Source organism: Nocardia sp. CS682 (assembly GCF_004634405.1).
GTDB classification, from domain to species: Bacteria; Actinomycetota; Actinomycetes; order Mycobacteriales; family Mycobacteriaceae; genus Nocardia; species Nocardia ninae.
Map to the genome: position 1 here is coordinate 5,346,792 of NZ_CP029710.1, position 20,161 is coordinate 5,366,952.

The 20,161-nt window shown below is 67.2% G+C and carries 17 protein-coding genes, 1 tRNA gene and 1 pseudogene; 4 read left to right on the plus strand and 15 right to left on the minus strand.

From position 1 onward, the window contains the following. Nucleotides 1–91 precede the first annotated feature (91 nt). The 3 genes from pstC to pstB are packed head-to-tail and all read left to right on the plus strand — an operon-like array spanning nucleotide 92 to nucleotide 2,751. The gene (pstC, locus tag DMB37_RS24185) at nucleotides 92–1,063 is read left to right on the plus strand and encodes a phosphate ABC transporter permease subunit PstC (protein WP_206055372.1); all 972 of its coding nucleotides are present in this window, start codon (nucleotides 92–94) and stop codon (nucleotides 1,061–1,063) included. Then, nucleotides 1,063–1,965, plus strand: coding sequence for a phosphate ABC transporter permease PstA (gene pstA / locus DMB37_RS24190; protein ID WP_135234645.1), 903 nt, complete (start codon nucleotides 1,063–1,065; stop codon nucleotides 1,963–1,965). Before pstC ends, pstA begins: the two co-directional genes overlap by 1 nt. A 9-nt stretch (nucleotides 1,966–1,974) precedes the next feature. Next, nucleotides 1,975–2,751 (plus strand): phosphate ABC transporter ATP-binding protein PstB, encoded by a 777-nt coding sequence (gene pstB, locus DMB37_RS24195; protein WP_107653999.1) that lies wholly within the window; start codon nucleotides 1,975–1,977, stop codon nucleotides 2,749–2,751. A 72-nt stretch (nucleotides 2,752–2,823) separates the two neighbouring features. Here pstB and DMB37_RS24200 read toward each other — a convergent pair whose 3' ends face one another. The 10 genes from DMB37_RS24200 to DMB37_RS24245 all read right to left on the minus strand — a co-directional run bounded on the left by DMB37_RS24200 (nucleotide 2,824) and on the right by DMB37_RS24245 (nucleotide 13,439). Then, nucleotides 2,824–3,249, minus strand: coding sequence for a hypothetical protein (locus DMB37_RS24200; protein ID WP_135234646.1), 426 nt, complete (start codon nucleotides 3,247–3,249; stop codon nucleotides 2,824–2,826). Between the two features lie 144 nt (nucleotides 3,250–3,393). Next, nucleotides 3,394–4,884, minus strand: coding sequence for a hypothetical protein (locus tag DMB37_RS40645; protein WP_167768919.1), 1,491 nt, complete (start codon nucleotides 4,882–4,884; stop codon nucleotides 3,394–3,396). Continuing rightward, on the minus strand, nucleotides 4,881–5,174 hold the full coding sequence (locus DMB37_RS24210) for a type VII secretion target (RefSeq protein WP_167768920.1): 294 nt from the start codon (nucleotides 5,172–5,174) through the stop codon (nucleotides 4,881–4,883). The genes DMB37_RS40645 and DMB37_RS24210 overlap by 4 nt, the downstream gene beginning before the upstream one ends. A 159-nt stretch (nucleotides 5,175–5,333) precedes the next feature. Then, entirely contained in the window at nucleotides 5,334–5,996 is a 663-nt protein-coding gene (gene phoU / locus DMB37_RS24215) for a phosphate signaling complex protein PhoU (protein ID WP_135234648.1), read from the minus strand. 101 nt (nucleotides 5,997–6,097) lie between these two features. Further along, the gene (locus DMB37_RS24220; protein WP_135234649.1) at nucleotides 6,098–8,431 is read right to left on the minus strand and encodes an LCP family protein; all 2,334 of its coding nucleotides are present in this window, start codon (nucleotides 8,429–8,431) and stop codon (nucleotides 6,098–6,100) included. A 191-nt stretch (nucleotides 8,432–8,622) separates the two neighbouring features. Continuing rightward, nucleotides 8,623–9,765: a tRNA dihydrouridine synthase DusB gene (gene dusB / locus DMB37_RS24225; protein ID WP_135237801.1), complete on the minus strand. Its 1,143-nt coding sequence runs from the start codon at nucleotides 9,763–9,765 to the stop codon at nucleotides 8,623–8,625. 101 nt (nucleotides 9,766–9,866) lie between these two features. After that, nucleotides 9,867–10,745, minus strand: a complete 879-nt coding sequence (locus DMB37_RS24230) for an SDR family oxidoreductase (RefSeq protein ID WP_135234650.1) — start codon at nucleotides 10,743–10,745, stop codon at nucleotides 9,867–9,869. Nucleotides 10,746–10,770: 25 nt separating this feature from the next. Beyond that, complete coding sequence (locus DMB37_RS24235; RefSeq protein ID WP_135234651.1) at nucleotides 10,771–11,205, minus strand: SRPBCC family protein; 435 nt, start codon at nucleotides 11,203–11,205, stop codon at nucleotides 10,771–10,773. A gap of 45 nt (nucleotides 11,206–11,250) precedes the next feature. Beyond that, nucleotides 11,251–12,450 (minus strand): lipid-transfer protein, encoded by a 1,200-nt coding sequence (locus DMB37_RS24240; protein ID WP_135234652.1) that lies wholly within the window; start codon nucleotides 12,448–12,450, stop codon nucleotides 11,251–11,253. Continuing rightward, nucleotides 12,447–13,439, minus strand: coding sequence for a MaoC/PaaZ C-terminal domain-containing protein (locus DMB37_RS24245; protein ID WP_240771638.1), 993 nt, complete (start codon nucleotides 13,437–13,439; stop codon nucleotides 12,447–12,449). Before DMB37_RS24245 ends, DMB37_RS24240 begins: the two co-directional genes overlap by 4 nt. 122 nt (nucleotides 13,440–13,561) lie before the next feature. Here DMB37_RS24245 and DMB37_RS24250 point away from each other — a divergent pair, with 122 nt between their 5' ends. Continuing rightward, nucleotides 13,562–14,605: an AraC family transcriptional regulator gene (locus DMB37_RS24250; protein WP_167768921.1), complete on the plus strand. Its 1,044-nt coding sequence runs from the start codon at nucleotides 13,562–13,564 to the stop codon at nucleotides 14,603–14,605. 117 nt (nucleotides 14,606–14,722) lie between these two features. Here the strand turns inward: DMB37_RS24250 and DMB37_RS24255 are convergent, their stop codons facing one another. The 5 genes and pseudogenes from DMB37_RS24255 to DMB37_RS24275 all read right to left on the minus strand — a co-directional run bounded on the left by DMB37_RS24255 (nucleotide 14,723) and on the right by DMB37_RS24275 (nucleotide 19,421). After that, nucleotides 14,723–15,589 (minus strand): SDR family oxidoreductase, encoded by an 867-nt coding sequence (locus tag DMB37_RS24255; RefSeq protein WP_135234654.1) that lies wholly within the window; start codon nucleotides 15,587–15,589, stop codon nucleotides 14,723–14,725. A gap of 149 nt (nucleotides 15,590–15,738) precedes the next feature. Continuing rightward, nucleotides 15,739–16,884, minus strand: coding sequence for an acyl-CoA dehydrogenase family protein (locus DMB37_RS24260; RefSeq protein ID WP_135234655.1), 1,146 nt, complete (start codon nucleotides 16,882–16,884; stop codon nucleotides 15,739–15,741). 454 nt (nucleotides 16,885–17,338) lie between these two features. Next, nucleotides 17,339–18,309 (minus strand): annotated as a pseudogene (locus DMB37_RS24265) (acyl-ACP desaturase). 283 nt (nucleotides 18,310–18,592) lie between these two features. Beyond that, the gene (locus tag DMB37_RS24270; protein ID WP_135234656.1) at nucleotides 18,593–19,186 is read right to left on the minus strand and encodes a DUF937 domain-containing protein; all 594 of its coding nucleotides are present in this window, start codon (nucleotides 19,184–19,186) and stop codon (nucleotides 18,593–18,595) included. 162 nt (nucleotides 19,187–19,348) lie between these two features. Continuing rightward, nucleotides 19,349–19,421 (minus strand) — tRNA-Lys (locus tag DMB37_RS24275). Between the last annotated feature and the right edge of the window lie 740 nt (nucleotides 19,422–20,161).

A 20,161-nucleotide genomic window follows, 5' to 3' on the forward strand; every position in this document is an offset into this window, starting at 1 on the left:
CACGCCGAAAGCCATGACCGTGCACCCTGAGGTGACCGCCGCCGGCTCGTCGGATTCGACGGGCCGGCGGGCGGCCGGAGACATCGACCCCATGTCCAGTGAACCGAGCACCGAGCCGGCCAAAAAGGCTCGCCCCGCCCATAACCACCGGGCCGAGATCATTTTCCGGTCTCTGGCCACGGCATCGGGCGCGACCATCGTCGCCGTTATCGCGCTGATCGCGCTGTTCCTGCTGATCCGCGCGGTGCCCTCGGTCATGGCGAACGACGCGAACTTCTTCACCAGCAGCGAGTTCAACACCTCGAACGCGGACAATCTCCGGTTCGGTATCCGTGATCTGTTCATGGTGACGGTGCTGAGCTCGATCTTCGCGCTGGTGATCGCGGTGCCGATCGGGGTTGGCATCGCCCTGTTCCTGACGCACTACTCGCCGAAGCCATTGGCGCGGCCCTTCGCGATGCTCGTCGATCTGCTTGCCGCGGTGCCGTCGATCGTGTTCGGCCTGTGGGGTTTTCTGGTCCTCGCGCCACACCTGAAGCCGGTGCAGGAGTTCCTGAACGACAATCTCGGCTGGTTGTTCCTCTTCTCCGACGGCAACGTGACGATCTCCGGTGGCGGCACGATCTTCACCGCGGGTGTGGTGCTCGCGGTCATGATTCTGCCGATCATCACCTCCGTGTCGCGCGAGGTCTTCGCGCTGACGCCGCCCGCTCACGTCGAGGCGGCGCACGCCCTCGGCGCGACGAAGTGGGAGATGGTGCGGATGACCGTGCTGCCCTACGGCCGTAGCGGTGTCATCGCGGGCTCCATGCTCGGACTCGGGCGCGCGCTCGGCGAAACCATCGCGGTACTGGTCGTGTTGAAGACCTCCGCGCAGGCCGGCGGCTGGTCGCTGTTCGACGGTGGGTACACCTTCGCCTCCAGGATCGCGGCCTCGGCCTCGGAATTCAGTTCGCCGTTGCCGACCGGCGCCTACATCGCGGCCGGCTTCGTGTTGTTCGCGCTGACCTTCGTCGTCAACGCGCTGGCCCGGCTCGCTGCGGGCGGAAGGGTGAACGGGTAATGACCACGACAACGCTCGACAAGCCGATCAAGGCGCCGACCTTCCGTGACGTCAGCACGAGCCGTCGGATTCGCAATCACATTGCGACCGGCCTGGTCTGGCTGTGCTTCGCCATCGCGCTGATCCCGCTGGCCTGGGTGCTCATCATGGTGGTGAGCAAGGGCTTCGAATCGGTCATCTCCATCGACTGGTGGCAGAAGTCGCAGAAGGGCATCCTGCCCGACCAGTCCGGTGGCGGCGTGTACCACGCCATCTACGGCACCATCGTGCAGTCCGCGATCGCCGCGGTGATCGCGGTGCCGATCGGCATCATGGCCGCCGTCTACCTGGTCGAATACGGTCGCGGCTGGCTGGCCAAGACCACCACGTTCATGGTGGACATCCTCGCGGGCGTGCCGTCCATCGTCGCGGCGCTGTTCATCTTCGCGCTGTGGATCGCCACCTTCGGCGCACCGCAGAGCGCCTTCGCGGTCGCACTGGCGATGGTGCTACTGATGCTGCCGGTGGTGGTGCGCAGCACCGAGGAAATGCTGAAGCTGGTACCGGACGAACTGCGCGAGGCCGCGTACGCGCTCGGCGTTCCGAAATGGAAGACCATCGCGCGGATCGTGATACCGACCGCGCTGCCCGGCATGATCAGCGGCATCCTGCTCGCCCTCGCCCGAGTGATGGGCGAGACCGCGCCGGTGCTGGTGCTCGTCGGCTACAGCAAGTCGATCAACAGCAACGTCTTCGACGGCAACATGGCCTCGCTGCCGCTGATGATCTACCAGGAGCTGGCGAACCCGGAGCCCGAGGGCCGGGCCAGGGTCTGGGGCGCGGCGCTGACGCTGATCCTGCTCATCGCGCTGCTGTACGCGGCGGCCGCGGTCGTCAACAAGCTGCTCACGCGGAATCGATAGGAAACTCAGATGGCCAAGCGGATCGACGTCAAAGACCTGAACATCTTCTACGGGAAGTTCCACGCGGTCGCCGACGTGGACCTGACCGTGCTGCCCCGCAGTGTCACCGCCTTCATCGGCCCGTCCGGTTGCGGTAAGTCCACCGTGCTGCGCTCGCTCAACCGCATGCACGAGGTGACGCCGAACGCCCGGGTCGAGGGTGCGGTGCTGCTGGACGGCGAGGACATCTACGGCTCGCAGATCGACCCGGTGGGCGTGCGCCGCACCATCGGCATGGTGTTCCAGCGCCCGAACCCGTTCCCCACCATGTCGATTCGCGACAACGTGGTGGCCGGGCTGAAGCTGCAGGGCGTGCGGAGCAAGAAGGAACTCGACGAGGTCGCCGAGCGCTCGCTGCGCGGCGCGAACCTCTGGAACGAGGTCAAGGACCGCCTCGACAAGCCGGGCGGCGGCCTGTCCGGTGGTCAGCAGCAGCGCCTGTGCATCGCCCGCGCGATCGCGGTCTCCCCGGACGTACTGCTGATGGATGAGCCCTGTTCGGCGCTCGACCCGATCTCCACGCTCGCGATCGAGGACCTGATCACCGAGCTGAAGAAGGAATTCACCATCGTCATCGTCACCCACAACATGCAGCAGGCTGCCCGCGTGAGTGACCAGACCGGGTTCTTCAACCTGGAAGCCCAGGGCAAGCCGGGCCGCCTGGTCGAGATCGACGACACCGAGAAGATCTTCTCCAACCCCGGCAAGAAGGCGACGGAAGACTACATCTCCGGCCGCTTCGGGTAATAGTCGCGACAGTCTCGTCGAAAAAGCCCCTGTGCCGGACCGAGCGGTCGGGCACGGGGGCTTCGGCGATGTCTACCTATTCCAGGTGCTGTTCTGGATGTTCCAGGCGCTGCACCCCTGGCCCTCGGCGCACACCTTCAGGCCGACACTCCAGACCCGTGCCGCACCCTTCGCGAATGCTTGGTCGTGGGCCGGTCGGCTGCTGCCGTACTGCACGGTTTCGATTTGGCCCGACTGCAGTTTGAATTTGGCCTGTACCTCGAAACTGCATTTGGCATTGGTGTTGTCGTTCCGGCCGGTCTTGATATACCAGGAAGTTCCGTAACCATCACGCGGAAGTCCGCCGATATGGACAACGTCGGCCGACCATACGCAGCTGCCGTGCGATTGGCTGACGACCGGACTCGCGCTCGCAAATCCGGTGCCGCCCACCATCATGGCGAATGCGGCCGCCCCCACGGTGGCTCCGGTGAGCAGGCTCTTCTTGGTGCGTGACATGGTTCCCCTCCATTGTTCAAAACGCTTCCCGCGGTGGGATATTGCTGTCTTCCCCCGTGCTGATAATTGTGCTGTGCCACGCTTAATATTGCCTTGGGATGATCTTGTAGGTGCGTGGCGGAGGAAGGCTTTGCTTCGCGCGCCTTATTCTTCGGGTGTCACTGCGTCGGCGGTCTGCGCCACGTAATTGTTCGGGCGATGCTCGCTGTCGGATTCGGAGCCACGGGTGGGTGATGGCAGTCCGAAAAGGCTGCTGCTCGCGGGTGCTGTGGCAGCGGGACTCGCCGTGGATGCGGGAACGCCGGTGGCAGCAGGGGTCTGCTCCACGAGTGAGCTCGGTTGGGTGTAGGTAGCCGCGGGGGGTGTCGCGGGTGTGCCGGACGGCGGCGTTGCGGGTGTGCCGGATGGCGGTGTCGCGGGTGTGCCGGACGGCGGTGTCGCGGGTGTGCCGGACGGCGGTGTCGCGGGTGTGCCGGACGGCGGTGTCGCGGGTGTGCCGGACTGGGGCGTTGCGGGTGTGCCGGAGTCCGGTGTGCCGGGCTGCGGCGCGGCAGCTGGCTCGTCCTTCTTCGGTGCCTCGCCAGGCACGCTGTCGACCGCCTTGTCGACGCTGTCGATCACCTTTTCGGCCGCGGTGCCCGCGGAGTCGAGGAGACCCTTGCCCGCCTCGCCTCCCGCCTTGATGAGGTCATCCCAATCGTCGTCGAATTTGGCGACCGACTCGATCAAGGTGGGCACGTTGCCGGTAATGGTGCCGATCGTGCTGATCAGATTGATGACGTTCTCCGGCTTCCAGGAGTCCGGGTTACTGGCAGGGCCGGACGTCGCAGGGGCCGCAGTGGCTGGAGTGACCGGGGTGGTCGGTTCGGTGACGGGCTTGGCCACCGGGTTGTCTTTGGATTGCTCGGTGACCTTGGGCTGTTCCGTGGTGGGCTTGCCCTCTTCCGCAATGTTTTTCGGAGTCCCCGCCGCCGGCGTCTGCGGGTTCTCCTTGGACTTCTCCTCGGTCCCGGCGGGGACCGTGGCGGCCGGCTGTTCGGCGCTGATCTGCTCCGCGGTGAGCGTCGACTTCGGTTGTCCGGTCAGGGTATCGAGCGGATCGCCGGTGCCCAGCGCGGTGCTCTGCGTCTGCACCGCGGTGTTCGCCTGCTCGATGGCGGTGGCGATGCCGGATTGGGTGCCCACCATTTCGTTGAGGGCGGTGGTGATCGCCGTCTGATAGGTGTGCAGGTCGTCGCCCGAGCCTTCGCCCGACGCGGTGACCTGCCAGTCCTCGGAGACCTGGTATCCGGCGGCGGTGGCCTCGGTGACCTTGTCCAGCAATGCTTGCCGGTAACCGGTGAGCGTGTTGCCGCCGTTGATCAGCGCGTTGGCGAGTTCGGTCGTCTCCTGCGCCATCTTGTTGGCGGTGTCCCGGTCGCCGGCGATGCGGTCGTAGGCGGCGTAGTAGGCGTCGCCGCTCCAGTGCGAGCCCGCCTCCCTGATCTGGGTGACGGTCTTGTCGATCATCGTGACGAAATCGGTGTTGCGTGCCTTGATTTCCTCGCCGGCCTCATTGAGTTTCCAAGGCTGCCACTGTGTCTGCACCTGGCTGAGCGTCGGAATCGCGGCGGCGGTCTGGTCGCCGCTCCTCATTGTCCGCCGCCGAGTGCTTTGAGGCTGTCGCGGAAATCCTGGTCCGTCACTTCATAATTGGACGCACCACCTTTGGCGATATTGGCTATCGCCTTGCAGCGCTCCGCCATTCGCAGCCAGCCTGCTTCGATCTGGTCACCGGCGGTGGTGCACGCCGCGGTGATCGTGGAGCCGGGCAGCGCCGCACTCAGCGCATCCGTCTTGGCACGCGCTTTCAGCGCGGCGATTTCGCCACTGATGGTGTCCATCGATGTGGCCAACGCGCGCAACTCTGTTGGATCGACCTTCATTTCCGCCCCTTCGTGCCGTAACTCCCATAACGGCATCCGCGCAGCGAGTCATGCATCGCTCTACTGCGCGGTCAATCTTTCATCTCTCGACTATGAGACGTCAAGCCCCCCGGCGCAAAACTGCCTGCCATCCTGCGTCGGCTGGCAGGCAGTCGCGGCTCACGACTCGACGTCGGTGTCCGGCGGCAACACGCCGGTGACGAGGAAGATGACGCGGCGGCCGATTTCGACGGCGTGGTCGGCGAAGCGCTCGTAGTAGCGGCCGAGCAGGGTGACGTCCACGGCGGCGGCGACGCCGTACTTCCAGTCGCGATCCATCAGCAGCGTGAAGAGGTGACGGTGCAGGTCGTCCATCGCTTCATCGTCCTCGTTGAGCTGCGCGGCGCGCTCCGGGTCGCGGGTCTCCAGCACCTCTTTGGCGCCCGCGCCCATGTTGACCGCGATGCGGCCCATCTCGGCGAAGTAGCCGTTGACCGCCTCGGGCAGCGCATGGTTGGGGTGGCGCCGCCGGGCCACCTTGGCCACGTGCAGCGCGAGCGCGCCCATCCGGTTCACGTCGGCCACGATCTGGATCGCGCTCACCACCTGCCGCAGATCGCCCGCGACCGGCGCCTGCAGGGCGAGCAGCGCGAACGCACGCTCCTCGGCGTCCTGGATCAGCTCGGCGATCCGGTCCGACTCGGTGATCACCTGCTCTGCCAGAGCGAGGTCGGCCTGGAGCAATGACTGGGTCGCCCGGTCCATGGCCGATCCGGCCAGCCCGGCCATCTCGCCCAACAGGTGGGCGAGATCCGCCATTTGCTCGTTGTAGATGACACGCATGAAACCAGACATTAGTTGGCGGCGCTGACCAAGTCACGAACGGAGGGTGAATGACCGGTGCCGAACGTTAGCGCTGGAGTTGCCGCAGGTCGCGGCTCCGCTCACTTGCAGGTCTCGTCCGCGGCGTTGACGTGCTCCAGATCGGACGGCAACGTGACCGGCGTCGCAGGCGCGGTCGTCGCGGGCACGTTCGAGATGACGTCGCCGACCGGGGTCGGCGCGCGCACCGTACCGGTGAAATCGCCGCCGATGACGACCTCGACGATGCCGCCGAGATCACTCGCCGATTCCATCAGCGCACCGGGTATCGAGCTGGCCACCGTCGCCGCGGCGGCCTCCTGCCCCGGGCCGTAGCGCACCTTGGAGGTGACCTCGCTGCCGCCCGAATAGTTGCCGATGTTGAAGATCTGGAAACCCTGGTTGCCGAGCTTGGTCGCCGCCCGCTGCGCCAGACCTGAGGTGCCCGAGGCGTTGGAGACCAGCAGCGACACCGTGCTCGGATCGACCGCATTCAACTTGGGCGGGGCAGGCGGCGCCGACGGGATGGAGCCGGGGGCCGGGGTCACCTTCTTCTCGCCGGGCAGCGGCTGATCGTCGCGGATCGCCTTGAAGATCGCCTTGATGTCCTGCTCGCGCGGGATCTCGTTGCCGTAGGAGGTGGTGCCCGCGGTCGGGATGGTCAGGAAGGTAACCGTGCCCGCGTCCAGCTTCTGCAGCGAACGCCCCAGCGTCAGCAGGTCCGACGGCTGCACCTTGTCGACCCAGGTGTGCTTGGTGAACTCGCCGATGAAGCCGTTCAGCTTGCCGGGATCGAAGAGCACCTTGCTGGAGAGCGCGCCGCGCAGCAGCGAGGCCATGAAGCGTTGCTGCCGGTTGATCCGGTCGTAGTCGCTGCGCTCCTCGCCGTAGACGTGCCGGGCCCGCACGTAGTTCAGCGCGGTCGAGCCGTCCACCTTCTGCTTGCCCGGGTGCTCGAGCACGGTGCCGAGCACCTCGTCGGTGATCGGCTTCGGCGCGCACACCTCGACGCCGCCGATCTGGTCGACCATGGCCTCGAAGCCGGCGAAGTCGACCGCGATGAAGTGGTTGATCGCGCTACCGGTCATGCGCTGGATGGTGGTGAACAGGCACTTGGGCCCGCCGAGCGCGTAGACGGCGTTGAGCTTGTCGCCGATGGCCGAGGGGAAGGTCTCGGCGGTGTACTGGACCTTCTCGTTGTCCCAGCCGTTGCACTGCGGCCTGGTGACGTCGAGGTCGCGCGGGAAGGAGACGACCACCACCCGCGAACGGTTCTTCGGGATGTTCACCAGCATGACGGTGTCCGCGCGGGAACCTTCGGCATCGTCGAGGGTGCCCGCGCCGACCTGACTGTTCACGCCTGCCCGGGTATCGGTGCCGACGAGCAGATAGTTCTCGTCGCCGAGCTGGGCATTGGAGTCGACGACGTCGTCGGTGTTGTTGTCGATCGCGGAGATCTGGGTGAAGTTGTTGCCGGTGGAGCGTAGATAGCTCCAGCCGCCGCCGGTGGTGAGCAAGCAGAGCACCGCGAACATGGCGAGGGCGCTGCGACCTGCGAGGCGGAGCCGCTTGTTGCGCCGCTGCTTGCTGGCGGCCAGCCGGGACAGCGGTGCGGCGCCGACGGACTTGGGTTGTGCGGCACCGGATTCGTCGTCGGTCTTCTTGCGCTTGGCGCGGGTGGTCTCGGCGAGCGGCGGCAGGATGTCGGTGACCTCTTCGGCCGTCTCCGGCTTCCCTCGGGTCGGTGCCGGGGCGTTCCTGCCGTCGTCGGCGCTCGGGCCGCGACGATTCGGGGTTCGTGCGGCGGGGGTGCCGGTGATGTCCTGCACGACCGGGGAACCTGCGGTGCGCGGGGGTGGGCCCTCGGCGGAGCGGCGCGGGGTCTGCTCGGTCGGGCGTCCCGGGGCTGCCGGGCGCCGGGCGGCCGGGTCGCCTTGGCGGCGGGCCGCCTGGTCCGGCTGACGGGGTGGCTCGCCTTGGCGTCGCGTCGGCTCCGCAGGACGACGCTGGGCGGGTTCGGCAGGTCGTTGATAAGCCGGGTCGGATCCGGCAGGCGGTTCACCGCGCCGGACGCCTCGGTTCGGGGCGGGGGTCTCCGGTTCGCCGCGTCGGGCGCCCCGGCTCGGAGCGGCGGCCTCGGGCTCACCGCGGCGCGGACCGCGGTGCGGCGCGGGTGCGGCGGCCTCGGGCGTGGCCGCGGCGCGGCGGCCGCGGCGGCCGGACCGCTCGTTGTCCACCTTCTGCACCAGATCCTGCACGGTCAGCGGGGCGGCGCCCGGGTCTGCCGTGGCATCGGTATGACGGGATCGCCGGGATGTCCGGCCACCGTCTCGCTCGGTGTTGTCCTCCGTGGGATAGCGCTCCCACGGGGCGCGATCTCCGGGCCGTGGCGAACGCCCGTGCCGATCGTCACCCACCAACGAACCTCGCTTTTCGTCTACGTCGCCACCTCGGGCCGTACTCGACCGGCATGACCGATTCCGCAATGATAACGATTCCGCCACGGCGGGCCACTCGAGTACGAAATCGAATTGGCCACAGTGTCGTTTGGATACCCGATTCGCCGTCGCTTCGCCTGGGCATCAACCCGGTCGATGTCGCTCGGTTCTCAGCCGCCGCTGTGCATTACGTCGGCGCCGTGCGGGACCGCCGGGTCCTGTGGGTCGTCGAGCCAACCATGGGGAAGCGCGACTTTGCCTGGGGAGCCTTGTCTTCCACGCGGACCCTCGGCGTCCCTGGGGAACGGAGCCGTCGGATCGAGCTGCCCGACAAGATCTTCCAGCTCTACGAGGCTGGATACCGTCGCGAACGAGCGGCGCAGCCCGGCGCCGACCGGGAAGCCCATCAGATACCAGGCCATGTGCTTGCGCAGGTCGCGCATGGCCTTGTCCTCGCCGACGTGCTCGGACAGCAGGGCGCCGTGCCGGTACAGCACCTCGCCGACCCGGCCGAGGTTCGGTGGCTCGGGCAGCTCTTCGCCGCGCAGCGCGGCCTGGAGCTCGGCGAACAGCCACGGTCGGCCGAGGCAGCCACGACCGACCACGACCCCGTCGCAGCCGGTTTCGGCCATCATCCGGACCGCGTCGGCGGCGGAGAAGATATCGCCGTTGCCGAGCACCGGAATGGTGGCGACGGCCTCCTTGAGCCGGGCGATGGCGGTCCAGTCGGCCTGCCCGGAGTAACGCTGGGCGGCGGTCCTGGCGTGCAGCGCAACCGCTTGCGCGCCTTCGGCTTCCGCGATGCGCCCCGCGTCGAGGTAGGTCAGGTGCTCGTCGTCGATGCCGATCCGGAACTTCACCGTCACCGGGACGCCCGCCGGTTCGGCGGCCGCCACCATGGCGCGCACGATCCGGCTGAACAGCGCCCGCTTGTACGGCAGCGCGGCACCGCCGCCGAGCCGGGTGACCTTGGGCACCGGGCAGCCGAAGTTCATATCGATGTGATCGGCCCAGCCCTCACCGACGATGATCCGCACCGCCTCGGCGAGCGTGGCCGGGTCGACGCCGTAGAGCTGCATCGACCGCGGCGACTCGTCGGCGTCGAACGACATCATCTCCAGCGTCTTCTCATTGCGCTCGACCACCGCCCGCGCCGTGATCATCTCGCAGACATAGATCGAGGTCGGGCTACCGAATTCGCGGCACAGCTTGCGAAACGCCAGATTCGTGATGCCCGCCATCGGCGCGAGCACCACCGCCGGATCGACCGGATACGGCCCGATCCGCAGCGCACTCGACACTCCGGTAGTCATCGTCACGCCGTCCAGTCTCTCATTTCCGCACGTAAGGAGGCTGTGGGGGTGTCACGCGAGTGTGGCGTGCTTCACGACGGGAGCGGCCTAGCTACACAGATTCAGACGTTGGCGGGGAGCCTGTCGGCCAAGTCGGTCAGCTGCCACGGTCCGTCGGTTTCGATGGTTGCGGTGGCGGTCCAGCCGGTGAGGGTGGAGATGGCGCCGCCCTGGACGGCGAAGACCTGGCCGGTGATGGGGCATTTCTCCTGGGCGAGGTAGGCGACGATGGGGGCGATGTTGTCGGGGGCGAAGGCGTCGAATTCGCCGGCGGGGACCTCTGCGGCGAACATAGCGCCCATGCCGGGGGTGGCGAGGGTGAGGCGGGTGCGGGCGATGGGGGCGATGGCGTTGGCTCGCACGCCGTATCGCTCCAGTTCCAGCGCGGCGACCTGGGTGAGTGCGGCGATGCCCGCCTTGGCGGCACCGTAGTTTGCTTGACCGGGGTTCGGCAGGAAGGTGCCCGACGCGGAGGCGGTGTTGATCACCGAAGCGGCGACCGGCTGTCCCGCCTTCGACTGCGCTTTCCAGTAGGCGGCGGCATGGTGCAGTACCGCGAAGTGGCCTTTGAGGTGCACCGCGATCACCGCGTCCCACTGCGTCTCGTCCATCGCGGCGATGAACGCGTCGCGCAGGATGCCCGCGTTGTTCACCAGGATGTCCAGTCCACCGAAGGCGGTGATCGCCTGCTCGACAAGGGCTTTCGCACCCGCCCAGTCGGCGATGTTCGCGGTGTCGGCGATCGCGCGCCCGCCCGCCGCGGTGATCTCGTCGACCACCTGCTGGGCCGGTCCGGCGTCGGCGCCGGCGCCTTCGTTGTTCCCGCCGAGGTCGTTGACCACGACGGCGGCTCCTTCGGCGGCCAGCAGCAGCGCGTGTGCGCGGCCGATGCCGCGGCCTGCGCCGGTGACAATCGCGACGCGTCCGTCCAGCGAACCCATGTCGTTCCTTTCGAGGTGAGCGCGGTCAGGCGAGCAGACCGGCGAGGTTGGTGAGGGAGGCGTCGAGTTCCTTGGTGCTGGCGCGTTCGATCGCGCCGCCGATGGCGCCGACCATCATCTGACTGACGAACTCCGCGTCGATGCCGACCTCGGAAGCGTGGTCGCCCTTGGCCGCAACGGTGAGCGTGAAGGTGATTCGCGCGCCCGCGAGGCCGGTACCGGAGAACTTCGTCGAGTTCGGCGCGTCGTAGTCGTCCACAGTGAAGGTGATGGTGTTCGCCATCCCCATGATGGTGAGCACCTCGGTCATGGTGGCCCCGGTGGACAGCTGGGCAGGCGGCGGCTCCTTCCACTTGGTGTGCACTGTCAGCCATTCCGCGAAGCGGTTCGGGTCGGACAGCACCGCCCACACCTTCTCCTGGGCGGCCGGAAACTCCTTGGAAACCTTGGCTTGCGCCATGGGTGTTCTCCTCACTTCGGTAAAGCGATTGGCGTAGGACCGAATTCAGCGATCGGCCGGCCGGTACGCGGTGACGATCGCCGCACCGCCCAGCCCGATGTTGTGGGCCAGCGCGACTTTCGCGGCACCGACCTGGCGGGCCGCGGCCTCGCCGCGCAACTGCCAGGTCAGCTCGGCGCACTGAGCGAGGCCGGTGGCGCCGAGCGGATGCCCCTTGGAGATCAGGCCGCCGGACGGGTTGACCACCCACCGCCCGCCGTAGGTGGTGTCCCCGGCGTCGATCAGTTTGTGTCCCTCGCCGGTACCGCACAGGCCGAGCGCCTCGTAGGTGAGCAGTTCGTTGGGGGAGAAGCAGTCGTGCAGTTCGATTACATCGAGGTCGGCGGGGCCGATGCCGGCCTGCTCGTACACCTTTCGCGCGGCCGCGGCGCTCATGTCGACACCGACGAGCGAGCGCGCCGTCTTGGTGGCGAAGGTGGATTCGAGGTCGGTCACCATGGCCTGGCCGACGATCTCCACGGCTCGGTCGCCGAGGCCGTGCTCGTCGACGAAGCGTTCGCTGGCCAGCACCGCCGCGCCGGAACCGTCGGAGGTCGGCGAGCATTGCAGCCGGGTCAGGCCGAGCGGCTCGTAAACCATTTTGGCACTGGTGATCTCGTCGAGTGAGTACACGTCCTGGAACTGCGCGTACGGATTGTCGGCCGAATGCCGGTGGTTCTTCTCGGCGATCTTGGCGAAATGCGCTGGGGTGGAGCCGTACTGCTCCATGTGCTCGACACCTGCCGCGCCGAACATCCAGGGCGCCACGGGCATCGCGAAGTCTCGGAGCTGGGCCAGCGCCTCGATGTGGCGCAGCAGCGGCTGCTCCCGATCGGTGTACCCGGCCTCCAGTGAACCCGATTGCATCTTCTCGAACCCGAGCGCCAAGGCGCAGTCGGCGAGGCCGCCGCGAATCGCCCTGGCGGCCAGGTACAGCGCCGACGACCCGGTGGAGCAGTTGTTGTTCACATTGACCACCGGCAGCCCGGTCAGTCCGAGCTCGTAGATGGCCCGCTGGCCGCTGGTCGAATCGCCGTAGACGTAACCGACATACGCCTCCTGCACCTGGTCGTAGCGAATGCCTGCATCTGCGAGTGCCTTGCCGCCGGATTCCTTCGCCATGGCCGGGTAGTCCCAGCCTTCGCGGCGGCCCGGCTTCTCGAACTTCGTCATGCCGACACCGATCACGAAAACTCTGTTGGTCATGCTGAGTCCTTGTCGATTGCGGGCTCGAACTCCGCGAGCCCGTCCTGGATGACGAATCGGTCGCTGTCCGAGTAGGTTTCGAAGGCGTAGCGGTCCCGCCCGTCCCGGTGGCCAGCCGCCCACGTCGCGGTGGTGATGGTCTGTCCCGGGAATGCGGGCGAACTCAGCCGCACGGCAAGCCTTTTCAGCCGGGTCGGGTCGTCCGGGCTGATCCGGGTGATCAGCGCGTGCGAGACGAACGCGATCGTGCACAGGCCGTGGATGATGATCCCGGGCAGCCCCATCGCCTTGGCGAACTCGTCGACGAGGTGAATCGGCATCGGATCGCCTGCGGCCCGGGCGTATCGGAAGGTCTGATCCGCGTCGAAGGTCTGGGCGGTGCTGAAATCCGGCTCGCGGTCCCGCAGGCTCTCCTCGAAGGAGTGCGCCGGGCTCGGCTCGCCGCGGGCGCCGTCGAATCGGCCACCGCGGAAGAAGCCGACGAAGTACTGCTCGTTGACGAGGTCGCCGCCGCGCACGCTGTAGGTCTCGATGTGCGAGGTGACGACCACGCCCGAGGATTTACCCTCGATCCCGACCGGCCGCGCCCGCACCTCCAGCAGCTCGCCGGGCTCGATCGGCCGATGGAACCGGAAGTCGTGCTCGCCGTGCAGGATCCGCAGCATCAAATCGTCGGGCACCACCGACATCGCGGCGTCGGCCATCATCACCGTGATCGGCACGACCGCGAAAACCGGTGGCGCGTATACCCCGTCGAGATGCTGCCGGATCGGATCGTTGGTCGCCGCGGCGTAGGCGATCGTGCGCGCCCGATCCACCTCGAACCGGTCCCGCGCGCCCCACCTGCCCAACCGGTCCAGGTTGAAGGTCGTCCCGTCCGGCGCCGCTGCCGCCCCCGTTGCGCTGCGGGAGTTCCCGCGCTCCGGCATGCAGACGAGCGCCGCACCCGGTGTCTCGTCCGGCCGCTCAGCCGTCGCGTCGTTGCCCATAACCCAACGCTAGGAATCGGCAGCCGCGCTCGGGATGACCGCGCGGCGCACGTTCGGTGACCGCCGCGCTCACCGCATCCGGCCTGGTAGGTTCGCCTCGACCAGGGACGCAGGAGGTATTGGTGACGGCGAGGACGGTGCCGATCGACTTCGTGCGCTCCGCCGTCGCCACCGCCGAGCGACAGGGCGTCGACATCGGCAGGCTGCTCAGCAGCGTCGGGGTCGCGCCCGAGCTGCTCGCTCAGGATCGCGCGCGGGTGACGGTCGAGCAGATGGCCGCGACCATGCGTCAACTGTGGCGGATCACCGACGACGAACTGTTCGGCCTCGGTCCGGCGCCGGTGCCGCGCGGGTCGACCCGGCTGGTCGGCTTCGGCCTGGTCGGCTGCCCCGATCTCGGTGCGGCGATCGCGCGGTTCGGCGAATACCAGCGACTCCTGCCCGGATTGCCGCCGATGGTGGTGACCACGGCAGGCGGGCGCACCCGGTGCACGCTCGACACCAGCGTGCTCGCCGCGGCCGAAGAGCTGCTCACCGTGTTCCTGCTCGCGGCGATCCACCGGATGATCTCCTGGGGCATCGGCCGCCGAGTTCCCTTGCGCCAGGTCGAGTTTCCTTATCCGCGGCCACGCAATGTCGCCGACTACGACCTCGTCTTCGGCGCCCCGCTCGTCTTCGAGGCCGCCACGGCGGCGATCACCTTCGACAGCGAGCTACTCGCCGCCCCGCTGACCAAGACCGAGGAAGACCTCATCGACTGGGCCCGCAACGCCCCGATAGACGTGCTGTCCCGGCGCGACTACGGGACCTCGCTCGCCGAGCAGGTGCGCAAGATCCTCGCGCGGGGCCTGCACGGGGGTCGGGCAACGGCAGCCGGCCGGGCGGGTGACCACTGGCCTACCGCGGACGAGGTGGCCAAGCGGCTCGCCATGAGCCCACAGACGGTGCGCCGCAAGCTCGGCGAGGAGAGCACCTCGATCACCCAGATCCGCGAGGACATCCTGCGGGACGCCGCGGTGGCCAGCCTGGTGCGCGGCGACGAGACGGTGGAGGCGTTGTCGGCCCGGCTCGGCTTCTCCGAACCCAGCGCGTTCCGGCGCGCGTTCCGGCGCTGGACCGGGAGTCCGCCCGGTTCCTACCGCGGTGCACCGCCGGCGGAGAGCTGAAACCAGCCGCGGGAGGCAGTGCCGTGCGAGCGATCGGCGAGCGAAGTGGAGGTCGGCGGGTCACGGTGAGCGAACTCCGTCTGCCGGAGGCCGAATTCGGCTCGGGGCAGGCGCTGCTCACTCTCCGCGCAAACGACGGTGATACTTCTCCCGGATCTCCGGATCGGGCTGCGCGTAAGCCGTTGTCGCCCCGGTGATTCGCGCGACGACGAGCTGCGCCCGGTACGGCAGCAACTGCGCGGACTTGATGATCGCGGCCAGCCTGCGCGGCACCGTCACCAACGGCTTGCCCTTGACCACCGTCCGCACGATCGCCTGCGCGACATCCTCGGGATCCACGGTCGTCATCGGCTCGATCCACCCCGGCATGTTCGCACCGGCGGACAGCTCGGTGCGCACGATGCCCGGCAGTACCGCCGAGACCTGCACGCCGTGCTCCTTCAGTTCCAGATGCAGCGCGGAGGTGAAGCCGACCACCGCGTGCTTGGTCGCACAGTAGGTGGCCAGCCCCGGAAAGCCTTGCGTCCCAGCCAGTGACGCGATGTTGATGAGGTGCCCGCTGCCGCGCGCCAGGAAGCGCTGGGTGGCCAGCCGCGATCCGTGGATCACGGCGCGCAGGTTGATGTCGACGATCCGATCTGTCATCGCCTCGTCCTCGTCCGCGAACAGTCCGGTCGGCATGATGCCCGCGTTGTTGACCAGCACGTCCAGCGGGCCGAGCTCCTTTTCGAGGGTGTCGAGAAACGCGGCGAACGATGCGCGGTCGGTCACGTTCAGCGGCAGGCCGATGATCCTGGCCGCCGGGTCGGCGCCGAGCTCCACCGCGGTCTTGTCGACCAGCTCCACATCGATGTCGCCGATCGCGACCGCGGCGCCCGCCCCGAGAAACGCCTCGGCGGTGGCTCGGCCGATCCCGCGCGCTCCGCCGGTGATCGCGACGACCTTCCCGCTGAGCGGGGCGTTGCCATTCGGTGCACTGGTCATGGTCTCGGCCTCCTGTGGCCCGTGGGGTTCGGCGGGGGCGGCCTGGCCCGTCGATCCCAGCCACCTCGGCGCTGTATCCAGTGTCGACGCTCGGCGAAGAATTGATTGCGGGATTCGGCAATCACGATGCGGCGGAGAAAAATTGGCGCTCAGAGCCCGCGCGCGATGATCTCCTTCATGATCTCGTTGGTGCCGCCGTAGATCTTCTGGATCCGCGAATCGGTGAAGATCCGCGCGATCGGATACTCGGCCATATAGCCGTAGCCGCCGAACAGCTGCAGGCAGCGGTCGGCCAGGATGTTCTGCTGCTCGGACAGCCACAGCTTGGCCTTGGCCGCGGTCGGGATGTCCAAATCGCCGGTGACGTGCTTCTCGATGCACTCGTCGAGGAAGCTCCAGCCGACGGTGACCGCCGTATCGCATTCGGCCAGCGTGAATTTGGTGTTCTGGAACGCGAAGATCGGCTTGCCGAAGGCGCTGCGTTCCTTGGTGTACTCCAGGGTCAGCTCGACCGTCTTCTCCATCGTCGCCATCGCGGTGACGGCGATGATCAGCCGTTCTTGCGCGAGCTGCTGCATCAGCTGGATGAAGCCCATGTTCTCGGCCGCGCCGATGAGGTTGGTGCGCGGCACCCGTACCTCGTCGAAGAACAGCTCGCAGGTGTCCTGCCCGTGCTGGCCGATCTTGTGCAGATTGCGCCCGCGCCGGAAACCCGCCCGGTTCGTCTCGACCGCGATCAAGGACAGACCGCCCGCGCCGCCCGCCTCGTTGGTCTTGGCGACCACCAGTACCAGGTCGGCCAGGAAACCGTTGGAGATGAACGTCTTCGCGCCATTGACGACGTACTCCTCGCCCTGCACGGTCGCGGTGGTGCGGATCGCCTGCAGGTCCGATCCGGTGCCGGGCTCGGTCATCGCGATGGCCGCGACGATCTCCCCGGAGGCCAGCTTCGGCAGCCAGGTCTTCTTCTGCTCGTCGGTGCCGTAGCCGGCGATGTAGTGCGCGATGATCGTGCTGTGTACCGGCCCGCCGAAGCTGGGTGCCAGCGCACGCACCTGCTCGATGGCGATCACCGCGTCGTGGCGGAAGTCGCCGCCCCCGCCGCCGTACTCCTCCGGGATGCTGGGGCACAGCAGGCCGAGCTCGCCCGCGCGCAACCACACCTCGCGATCGATATGTTGCTGCTGGGCCCACCGCTCCTCGTGCGGCGCGCACTCCTTGCCGAAGAAATCGCGCGACAGTTCGGCCAGCGCGTCCATCTCCGCATCCATCCACCGTGAGCGGTGCCTTGCCATGTTCGCCCGTCCCTTCGCGCATCCGACGCCGTCGTCGTGTCCTCACGGTAGAAACCGCCGGAGCGTACGGGTAGGACCGAGCCGCCCGAATCCCATGACCGCAGCGCTCTCGTACGGGCGCCGGGATAATCACCGATTCGGCGCTCCGACTAGCGGCCCATCAATGGTGTGACGAATGGGTTCGAATCGAATACAACCGGCGGTCGACGAACGACGCGACCGAGTTCGAAATTTTCTGGTTCCACCTGGAAGATGGCCGATGCCGGTGGAATCGACGACGTGCCCTGCGCGGTAAACAGCGACGGCCGCGATGTTTGAAGGTTTATTGCGTCGAAGGGATCTTCGACGCAATAAACCTCAAAACTTGGTAATTGCTGAGGATGAGGTAGCCGAACATACGCGAGCCGCCGCCCGGAAAGTCCGGGCGGCGGCTCGAGGTATATCGGAAGCGAGCTCAGCTCGCGGTGCTGCTCGCCATCTGGCGTTCGGCTTTGGCGGCCTCGCGGGCGAGCATGCGGTCGCGCTGCTCCTCGAACTTCACCACGTCCTTGCCGAGCTTGTCGAGGTACGCGGCGAGCCGCTCGCGGCAGGCCTCGCCGCGACCGGTGAAGTCGGTGCGGTCGAAGATGTTCCACTTCTTGAGCACCGGCTGCACCACCTCTTCCATGTGCTGGCGCAGGTCGTAGATGCCGTGCTTGGCCATCAGTACGCCGTTGCGGCGGAAGTTGGGCATACCGGCGCCGGGCATCTGGAAGTTCTCCAGGATCAGCGTGATGGCCTCGATCGTCTGGTCCGGGGCCAGGTCGAGCGCGGCGCCGCACATGTTGCGGTAGAAGATCATGTGCAGGTTCTCGTCCGCGGCGACGCGCTGGAGCATGCGGTCGGCGATCGGGTCGTCACAGACCTTGCCGGTGTTGCGGTGGCTCACTCGGGTGGCCAGCTCCTGGAACGTCACGTATGCGACGGAGTGCAGGAAGCCCGCGTCGGCCTCGGTCGGCGACGCGAAACCGTTGGTCATGTGGATCATCCGCGCCTCTTCGAGGGCGACCGGGTCGACGCCGCGGGTGACCACCAGGTAGTCCCGCATCACGATGCCGTGCCGGTTTTCCTCGGCGGTCCAACGGCCGACCCAGGTACCCCACGCGCCGTCCTGTGAGAAGTTCTCGGCGATCTCGCGGTGGTAGGAGGGGAGGTTGTCCTCGGTGAGCAGGTTGGTGATCATGGCGGCTTTCGCGACCTCGCCCAGTCGGGACTGCTCGGGATCCCAGTCGATGCCCCGAGTGCGGCGAAATTGCGGCCTTCATCCCACGGGACGTAGTCGTGCGGATGCCATTCCTTTGCCAAGGAGAAGTGCCGGTTGACGTTTTCTGCGGCAACCGGCTCCAACTCCGTAAGAAGCTCGAGTTGAGTCAGATCCCTTGCCATGTATGAACCCTTCAGTCTGTGCGTCCGGTCGTGCAGGTCATCCCCCCAAGGTAGACCGATGCCGTGCGGCCATACCTTACGGCACCGTAGGTGTGATGCGAAACGCATCCGAATGCCTGTTGATGCCCCGTGATACACGTCATACGCCCTCGTTGGCGTTCGGCGACCACTGTCGAGTGTATGGCTTCGGCCCGCAGCGAGGGGATTATCGCCACGGGCCGAGGAGTGTTAGCGCGGCGTGCTGTACTCCACACGCGCGGGTGAATCGTATAGTCCGCCCCGGTCAGCGTTTCCCGCCGAACAGACCGCCGAGTACGTTTCCGAGTGCGCCACCGGCGTTCTTGGCCAGCGCCTCGCCGATCGCGCCGCCGATGCCCCCGCTTTTGCTACTGCCGCCGAGCAAACCGCCGAGCACGTCGCCGATCCCGCCGTTGCCTGCCTGCGGCTGGGTCTGCGGCGCGGCGTCTCCGCCGCCGCCGGTCAGCTGCTTGGCCAGGTAGGCGAGCACGATCGGCGCGAGGATGGGCATCAGCTTGGCGATCAGGTCGTTGCCGCCGGTGCCCTCGGTCGCGCCGAGCGCGCTGATCACCGTGTTCTTCTCGTCGCCGAAAACGTTCTCGACGATCTTCGAGCCGTCGGCGACGTCGACCTGGTCGATGTCCACCTGGCCTGCGCCCTCGACCAGGCCACCGTGGTTGTCCAGCGCGCCGACCAGCGAGGCCGCGCCTTCGGGCTGGGTCGCGTTCGCCTGCAGTCCGCCGAGCAGCGTGGGCAGCGCCGCCTGGACCGCGGTGGTCGCGGTGTTCTCGTCTACGCCGAGCTTCGCGGCGATCTGGGCGATGGGTACCTGAGCGAGCAAATCATCGAAGGAAGTCATCAGCTCCGCCTTGTCGAGGGAAGACCAGGATTGCCCCTGTCGCGCTCACAGTAGGGGAATGCTCGGAGCGAGTGCGGGCTTTCCGATCCCGCGCGCCGGGGGCGCGATGACGGCCGCTGGGAAACGAGAGCGGGCGCCCGGTGGAACCGGGCGCCCGACGAGTGCCCCCAGTAGGGCTCGAACCTACGACCTGCGGATTAAAAGTCCGTAGCTCTACCAACTGAGCTATAGGGGCGCGGTGGGCCAGTGTAGTAGGCGCTGCCGCGATGGCCCAAATGGGGGAGCGGGCGCGTCGCGGGTTCGCCGCTGCCGCTGTGCGCGGGCGCCGGCGAGTGACGGCAATCCGGCGCCGAGACTTGTTGTGGCGCCTGGTAACGCGGGACGTCTGGCGCGCGATCTTGTCGGTAAACATTTGGTACCCAACTTTGTTCATCGCGCCGAGAATTGGCTACCATCCAATCATGTTGGCTAGCAATGTCTTTGGATTTGCGGGGGGCGAGGGGTCTGAGCTCGGGTGCGTGCACCGGTGGGGTGAGCGGGCAGGCGCCCGACCGAGGATCGGCGGGCCGGTGGTCCGGTCTGCTCGGGTGAACGTTGCTGCGACGCTGTCGAATTGGGGGAACTGGTATGCGCCGAAGTTTGGTTGCGAGATGTTTGCTGTAACAGTAAACCGAGCCGGTCAGTTACCTGACTCGTCGGTTTGCCGCGTGTCGGATGGGGTTTCCGGGTACGGTGACGACTTGATGAATTCCGAAAGAATCGCCGACTGGTCCGGTGATTCGGAATTCGGCTTATCGTTGATGTGCCCGAACTTGTCGCGACCGGTCCGGCCGATCGCGGCTTCCCTGAACACAACGCCGCGGGAGGCAGATCCGAGACAAAGGAATACCCGGGTGCGCACCCCCTGCGGTGCACCCGGGCAGGAAAACTATACCAGCTGGTGTGTTTCAGGTTTTTCGCAAGTTTTCGTACCGA

Coding starts and splice junctions, on each gene's coding strand:
- pstC (WP_206055372.1), top strand. CDS start 92: ATGTCCAGTGAACCGAGCACCGAGCCGGCCAAAAAGGCTCGCCCCGCC.
- pstA (WP_135234645.1), top strand. CDS start 1,063: ATGACCACGACAACGCTCGACAAGCCGATCAAGGCGCCGACCTTCCGT.
- pstB (WP_107653999.1), top strand. CDS start 1,975: ATGGCCAAGCGGATCGACGTCAAAGACCTGAACATCTTCTACGGGAAG.
- DMB37_RS24200 (WP_135234646.1), bottom strand. CDS start 3,249: ATGTCACGCACCAAGAAGAGCCTGCTCACCGGAGCCACCGTGGGGGCG.
- DMB37_RS40645 (WP_167768919.1), bottom strand. CDS start 4,884: ATGAGGAGCGGCGACCAGACCGCCGCCGCGATTCCGACGCTCAGCCAG.
- DMB37_RS24210 (WP_167768920.1), bottom strand. CDS start 5,174: ATGAAGGTCGATCCAACAGAGTTGCGCGCGTTGGCCACATCGATGGAC.
- phoU (WP_135234648.1), bottom strand. CDS start 5,996: ATGCGTGTCATCTACAACGAGCAAATGGCGGATCTCGCCCACCTGTTG.
- dusB (WP_135237801.1), bottom strand. CDS start 9,765: ATGACTACCGGAGTGTCGAGTGCGCTGCGGATCGGGCCGTATCCGGTC.
- DMB37_RS24230 (WP_135234650.1), bottom strand. CDS start 10,745: ATGGGTTCGCTGGACGGACGCGTCGCGATTGTCACCGGCGCAGGCCGC.
- DMB37_RS24235 (WP_135234651.1), bottom strand. CDS start 11,205: ATGGCGCAAGCCAAGGTTTCCAAGGAGTTTCCGGCCGCCCAGGAGAAG.
- DMB37_RS24240 (WP_135234652.1), bottom strand. CDS start 12,450: ATGACCAACAGAGTTTTCGTGATCGGTGTCGGCATGACGAAGTTCGAG.
- DMB37_RS24245 (WP_240771638.1), bottom strand. CDS start 13,439: ATGGGCAACGACGCGACGGCTGAGCGGCCGGACGAGACACCGGGTGCG.
- DMB37_RS24255 (WP_135234654.1), bottom strand. CDS start 15,589: ATGACCAGTGCACCGAATGGCAACGCCCCGCTCAGCGGGAAGGTCGTC.
- DMB37_RS24260 (WP_135234655.1), bottom strand. CDS start 16,884: ATGGCAAGGCACCGCTCACGGTGGATGGATGCGGAGATGGACGCGCTG.
- DMB37_RS24270 (WP_135234656.1), bottom strand. CDS start 19,186: ATGACTTCCTTCGATGATTTGCTCGCTCAGGTACCCATCGCCCAGATC.